Origin of the sequence: Pseudomonas sp. Sample_24 (assembly GCF_004307605.1) — a bacterium.
Classification (GTDB): Bacteria; Pseudomonadota; Gammaproteobacteria; order Pseudomonadales; family Pseudomonadaceae; genus Aquipseudomonas.
In genome coordinates this window covers 1-6,350 of record NZ_RCNW01000283.1, presented here as the reverse complement: position 1 = coordinate 6,350, position 6,350 = coordinate 1, and the positions used below count along the sequence as shown (strand labels likewise).

Genomic DNA, 6,350 nt, shown 5'->3' with positions numbered 1-6,350 from the left:
TCAACCAGGGTGTCGACCGTGCCAAGCCTGAAGATCAGGGCGCCGGCGACCAGGGTCTGATGTTCGGTTATGCCAGCAACGAAACCGACGTATTGATGCCGGCGCCGATCACCTACTCGCACCAACTGGTGCAGCGTCAGGCTGAAGCCCGCAAATCCGGCCTGCTGCCATGGCTGCGTCCGGACGCCAAGTCGCAAGTGACTTGCCGCTACGAAAACGGCAAGGTCGTGGGTATCGACGCCGTTGTTCTGTCGACCCAGCACAACCCGGAAGTCTCGTACAAAGACTTGCGCGAAGGCGTGATGGAGCTGATCGTCAAGCACGTGCTGCCTGCCGAATTGCTGAGCAAGGACACCCAGTTCCACATCAACCCGACCGGCCAGTTCATCATTGGCGGTCCGGTAGGCGACTGCGGTCTGACCGGTCGCAAGATCATCGTCGACAGCTACGGCGGCATGGCTCGTCACGGCGGTGGTGCGTTCTCCGGCAAGGATCCATCGAAGGTTGACCGCTCGGCGGCCTACGCCGGTCGCTACGTGGCCAAGAACATCGTCGCCGCCGGCCTGGCCGAGCGCTGCGAGATCCAGGTTTCCTACGCGATCGGTGTCGCCCAACCGACTTCGATCTCGCTGAACACCTTCGGCACCGGCAAGATCAGCGACGACAAGATCGTCAAACTGGTCCGCGAAGTGTTCGACCTGCGTCCGTACGCCATCACCAAAATGCTCGACCTGCTGCACCCGATGTACCAGGAGACCGCTGCGTACGGCCACTTCGGTCGCACCCCGACCACCAAGACTGTTGGCGAAGACACCTTCACCACATTCACCTGGGAAAAAACCGACCGCGCCGACGACTTGCGTTCCGCTGCCGGCCTGTAAGACTTCCCTGGCTGCACCAAAAGCCCCGCACGGTTCGCCGTGCGGGGCTTTTTATTGCCTTGCGCTTGCGCTGCTTTCGCGGGCAAGCCAACAGAAATACCCGGCAAAACACCTGCCCTTTGTGCCAGTCGATACTGACCTAGCCTTCAAGCATCCCAATGAGCAAGGACGCTCTCGATGCTCCTCAACCTTCGCCTGTTTCTTCCCGGCTTGCTGGCCTGCTGCGTTAACGTCCATGCGTCCCAATGCCCCGACTGGCCAGCCGAACGCGCAACGAACGAAATCAGCGCACTGCAAAAGCAGATCGACACCTGGGATGACAGCTATCATCGCGGCGGACAATCGCTGGTCGCCGACGAACTCTATGATCAGTCACTCGCGCGACTGAATGTATGGCGCCAGTGCTTCAACGTGAGCATCACCACAGATCCACTGCGCACTGCGCGCGGCACTCGGGTGCATCCCGTCGCCCATACCGGCCTGGAGAAATTGCGCGATGCGCAGGCAGTCGACCACTGGCTGCGCGGTCGTACGGACGTCTGGGCTCAGCCCAAAGTTGACGGTGTGGCCGTAACCCTGATTTATCGCCAGGGCTTGCTCGCTCAAGCCATCAGTCGCGGCGATGGGACACAAGGCCAGGACTGGACGGCTTCGGCACGCCAGATCGCTGCGATTCCCCAACAATTGTCCGAGTCGGTGGATCTGCTGGTGCAAGGCGAGCTCTATTGGCACCTGACCGATCACGTACAGTCACGCAACGGCAGCCTCAACGCACGCGCCATGGTCGCCGGTTTGATGGCCCGCAAATCAGTGAGCGTCGCAGAGGCGAGCGCAGTTGGCCTGTTTATCTGGGAATGGCCAGAAGGCCCGGAAAACCTGGCGGATCGCATCACCAAGCTCGCCGGCCTGGGCTTTGCGCAAACCATCCTTTATAGCCAGCCGATCAGCTCGCTCACCGACGCCGAACGCTGGCGCGAGCACTGGTACCGCTCGCCCCTGCCGTTTGCCAGCGACGGGATCGTTTTGCGCCAGGGCAAACGCCCCTCCGCCGAGCGTTGGCAGGCCAAACCGCCCTATTGGAGCGTCGCCTGGAAATACCCTTTCGCCCAGGCTTTGGCCGAGGTACGCAAGGTGAACTTCAACATTGGCCGGACCGGGCGGATCACGCCCGTGCTGGAGCTTTCGCCGGTGATGCTCGATGACCGACAGATCAAGCGAGTCAGCGTGAGCTCTGTGCAGCGTTGGCAGGCAATGGACATTCGCCCCGGAGATCAAGTCGCCATCAGCCTTGCCGGCTTGACCATCCCCAGGCTCGACAGCGTGGTGTTACGCAGCAGCGAACGGGCGGAAATCAACGTGCCGCGGGCGCAGGATTTCCATTCATTGAGTTGCTGGCAGCCAACACCAGGCTGTACTCAACAATTTCTTGCCCGCCTGACCTGGCTCAGCAGCAAACAGGGGCTGGGCTTGCCCCACATCGGTCCTGGCACCTGGGAAAAACTTCTCGCCACGGGGCGCCTGAACAGTCTTCTGGATTGGTTGACCCTCGATGTACAAGAGCTTGCTAACATTGATGGTTTCGGCGAGCGCAGCGCTGCTCGTCTGTTGAACAGTTTTCACGCTGCGCGGCAACGTCCTTTCGCCCGCTGGCTGAAAGCCTTGGGCCTACCCCCCACAGGGCAGGCGCATTTGGGCGATTCATGGCAGGCACTGGCACAACGAGACATTGAACAATGGCAGGCCGAACCCGGCATTGGTCCGGGGCGGGCGGCGCAGTTAAGGGCATTTTTCCGCGACCCGCAGGTCCTGGCTCTGAGCGAAATCCTGAGTGAGGCAGGCATTGACGGATTCAAGCCAATGCCGACGTCAGCCGATCCGGGAACCCAATAGTACCGATGGGCTCAAACAAGCCATCGCCGCATCGACAAGACTGCCTTTTCTCCTGGAGTTTTTATGAAATTTCTTCCACCGCTGGCCCTGTTGACCCTGTGCAGCGTAATGGCCGCTCCATTGATCGCTGCCGAAGACGCACCAGGCCTGACCGGTTGCGCAGCCAAGAAGCAAGGCATCATCAACCAGATCGAGCTGGCAAAATCCCACGGCAATGCCGAGCAGCAGGCCGGCCTGGAAAAGGCGCTCAGCGAAGTCACCGCCAACTGCACCGACGCTTCGCTGAAAAAGGAACGGGAAAACAAGGTACTGGAGGCCAAGCACGAAGTCAGCCAGCGTCAGGCCGACCTCGACAAGGCCATGAAAAAAGGCGACCCCGAGAGGATCAACAAGCGCAAAGACAAACTCGCTGAATCCCGCAAGGAACTGCAGGAAGCCGTGGATGAGCTGGATAAATAAAGATTTTCAAGATCAAAAGATCGCAGGCTTCGGCAGCTCCAACGCTGCGATCTTTTGAGCATTCAATGATCCCGAAACTCTTTATGGCACGCACTACAGGTGTCTTCGACCCTCTGCATCGCCGGCCCCAGAAGACTGGCCTTGTAGGGCTGAACCTTGCTGGCAATCACCAACTCACCGGTGGCGGCTTCAAGGGTGCGAGCCAGTTCCTGAAAGCGAGCCTGTTTCTCCCAGACATCGTTCGTGGCGCTGGTATGGTCTTGCTCTCGCACCTGTGGAAAGTGTTTCCACGGTTCGTGGGACAGCGCGTCGAGTTTCACCGCGCCGTCAGCGAATTTTTCCCCATCGAAGGGAATACGGCCACGCAACATGCCACCCAGGTCTTCGCCGGTCTTGAGCATTTGCTTGAAAATGGCCTTGCGCTGGCCAAGTGGCGAATTGGGGTCGACGCCGCCACAAGCGGACAACGTCAGGCAGGCCAGCAATACAATGGAAAGTCTTTTAAAAGTCATGGTGGCTTCAGGTCACGGGAAACGGCGGCCAGTATCCCCGCGTCATCGGCAAACACCAATAGCCCTAATATCAATACGGGTTGCATGAGCGCATGGAGCACTCTGGCAATCGGTAAAGGAATCACTCCATGAACAGCCGTTTCAAGGCATGGCGTCACAGCCTGACCTGGACGTTGCCGATGGTGGCCCTGCTTGCAGGTTGCACCGGTGGCGACAAGCAACAACCGAAAACCCATGCGCTGGCCACTTACTCCAGTGCCACATGGGAAGCTCTGCCTGCGGTAACCGACAGCGACCTGGTGGCCGGTTTCGGTTCCTGGCGCAGCGCCTGCACCCGGCTCAAAGCTGATCCGGTTTGGGGAAGCACCTGCGCGGCGGCGGCCAACGTACCGCAAACCGCGAATGAAATTCGCGGCTTTCTCAAACAGAACCTAGACGTCTACGGCCTGCGCGCTGCCAATGACAATCCCAACGGTTTGATCACCGGTTACTACGAACCGGTCTATCCCGGCAGTCTGACCCAGACCAGTGTTGCCAATGTGCCGGTATATGGCGTACCCGATGACATGATCATCGTCGCGCTGGACAGCCTCTACCCTGAACTCAAAGGCAAGCGCCTGCGTGGTCGCCTCGAAGGGCGAGTGCTCAAGCCTTACGACGATGCAGCGACCATCGAAACCAAAGGCGTCAAGGCCCCCGTAGTCGCCTGGCTGACCGATCCGATGAACCTTCAATTCCTGCAAATCCAGGGTTCCGGTCGTATCCAGCTCGACAACGGCCGCCAGCTACGCATTGCCTATGCCGACCAGAACGGGCATCCGTATCGGCCCATCGGCCGCTGGCTGGTGGAGCAAGGCGAGCTGAAAAAAGAAGAGGTGACCATGGGCGCGATCAGCGATTGGGCCAAGGCCAATCCGTCGCGCATCCCCGAACTGCTCGGCAGTAACCCCAGTTACGTGTTCTTCACCCGAAACCCGGACAGCAATGAAGGGCCGCGCGGCTCGCTCAATGTTCCGTTGACCGCTGGCTACAGCGCTGCGGTGGATCGCAAAGTGATTCCGTTAGGCAGCCTGTTATGGTTATCCACCACCAAACCGGACGGTACCGCTCTGGTTCGACCGGTCGCAGCACAAGACACTGGCGGCGCGATTACCGGTGAAGTGCGAGCGGACCTGTTCTGGGGCACCGGCGAGGCGGCCGGACAACTGGCGGGGGACATGAAGCAACAGGGACAAATCTGGATGCTCTGGCCCAAAGGTGCGGCGCTGCCGCAAGTGCCACAGGTGGCCGACAAGCTCTAAAAGCAAAGAGTCGCAGGCTTCGCCCGGACGATGCACGAGCTGGCGCAGCCTGCGATCTTTTGATCTTGTTATTTAAGCCGACACCACAAAGAAACTCACAATCAACCCCATCCCGACAAACCACATCAACGACCGCAGCATCGCCAGATCCGTCAGATAGAAAATGATGTAAAGCAGACGGCTGGTGATGAACAACACCGACAGCACGTTGATCGTCACCAATTCGGCATTGCCGGCCAGGTGCGCCACGATCACTGCCGCGGCAAATGCCGGCGTCACTTCGAAACTGTTCAACTGCGCCGCGTTCGCCCGCCTGCCCAAGCCTTCCAGAGAATCGAGAAACCCGCGTGGATCACGATTGTGTCTCAAACCGTACCCGCCGCTGACTTTCGCCACAGCCGTACACACGTAAGGCAGGAAAATCGCGATCAAAATGCACCATAGAGCAACCGTCATAAAGCAGTCCCTTTTTCACGTTTTCAGAACAGTCAGAATTTCATGACCAATATGCCGATCAGCACCAGCCCACAGGCTAAGAGGCGCGGCCTGCCAAAAGGTTCTTTCAGGTACCGCATGCCGAACAGCACCACCAGTATCACGCTGATCTCGCGCAACGCCGCCGCCTCGGCAATCGACCCCAACTGCATGGCCCACAGCACCAGAGCGTAGCTGAACAGCACACAAAACCCGACGGCCAATCCCAGCCGCCACTGTTCACGCCAGAACAACCTGAACGCTGGTCGCTTGCTTACCCAGGCCAACAGAGGAAACGGCCAGGCGCTGAGCAGCGTCACCCAGACCAAGTAATCCAAGGGGTGTGACCAACGCCGCAGCGCCTGACCGTCAATGAAGGTGTAGCAACCAATGCACAGACCGATCAACCCCACCACCGGGAGCATCGACCACGGCAGACGCGCACCACCTCCGCCCTGCCAGAGCAGGCACAGCATGCCGAGTGGGATCAGCAGGATTCCGAAGATTTGCTGGTGGGTCAGTACCTCCCCGGCAAATATCAGCGTCAGTGCCAGCACCACCAGGGGTGACAATCCGCGCATCAGCGGATAGACCAACCCGAGATCGCCAACCCGATACGCCTGGATGAGCAAGTAACGGTAGAGCAACTCGAATGCCGCGGAAGCCAGAATCCACGGCCAGATCTCCAGCGGCGGCAACGCCACGAACGGCAGCATCACCACAACGAACAGCAAAGCCACGCTGTCCATGCAGGCCACGACCAATAGCCGTTCGGCGCTGAATTTGATCAGGGTATTCCACGCCGCGTGCAACAGCGCCGCCACCAACACCAG

Annotated in this window: 7 protein-coding genes; 4 read left to right on the top strand and 3 right to left on the bottom strand. The window is 59.5% G+C overall.

The features are described 5' to 3' along the window. The 3 genes from metK to D8V06_RS15690 form a co-directional block, all read left to right on the top strand. Positions 1-881 (top strand): methionine adenosyltransferase (gene metK / locus D8V06_RS15700; RefSeq protein ID WP_130931264.1); only part of this gene is annotated, 881 nt, incomplete at its 5' end. A gap of 177 nt (positions 882-1,058) precedes the next feature. Beyond that, positions 1,059-2,771: an NAD-dependent DNA ligase LigB gene (ligB, locus tag D8V06_RS15695; RefSeq protein ID WP_130906020.1), complete on the top strand. Its 1,713-nt coding sequence runs from the start codon at positions 1,059-1,061 to the stop codon at positions 2,769-2,771. Positions 2,772-2,834: 63 nt separating this feature from the next. Beyond that, positions 2,835-3,230, top strand: a complete 396-nt coding sequence (locus tag D8V06_RS15690) for a DUF1090 domain-containing protein (RefSeq protein WP_130906021.1) — start codon at positions 2,835-2,837, stop codon at positions 3,228-3,230. A 62-nt stretch (positions 3,231-3,292) separates the two neighbouring features. On the opposite strand, the gene D8V06_RS15685 is transcribed toward D8V06_RS15690, so the two are convergent. Further along, complete coding sequence (locus tag D8V06_RS15685; protein ID WP_056853931.1) at positions 3,293-3,742, bottom strand: cytochrome c; 450 nt, start codon at positions 3,740-3,742, stop codon at positions 3,293-3,295. Positions 3,743-3,870: 128 nt separating this feature from the next. On the opposite strand from D8V06_RS15685, the gene D8V06_RS15680 reads away from it, so the two are divergent. After that, the gene (locus tag D8V06_RS15680) at positions 3,871-5,043 is read left to right on the top strand and encodes an MltA domain-containing protein (protein ID WP_056853932.1); all 1,173 of its coding nucleotides are present in this window, start codon (positions 3,871-3,873) and stop codon (positions 5,041-5,043) included. 72 nt (positions 5,044-5,115) lie between these two features. On the opposite strand, the gene D8V06_RS15675 is transcribed toward D8V06_RS15680, so the two are convergent. Together D8V06_RS15675 and D8V06_RS15670 are read right to left on the bottom strand one after the other, a co-directional pair. Next, positions 5,116-5,499, bottom strand: a complete 384-nt coding sequence (locus D8V06_RS15675) for an MAPEG family protein (protein WP_056853933.1) — start codon at positions 5,497-5,499, stop codon at positions 5,116-5,118. 32 nt (positions 5,500-5,531) lie between these two features. After that, the coding region (locus tag D8V06_RS15670; protein ID WP_241667828.1) for an EamA family transporter at positions 5,532-6,350 on the bottom strand (819 nt) is incomplete at its 5' end.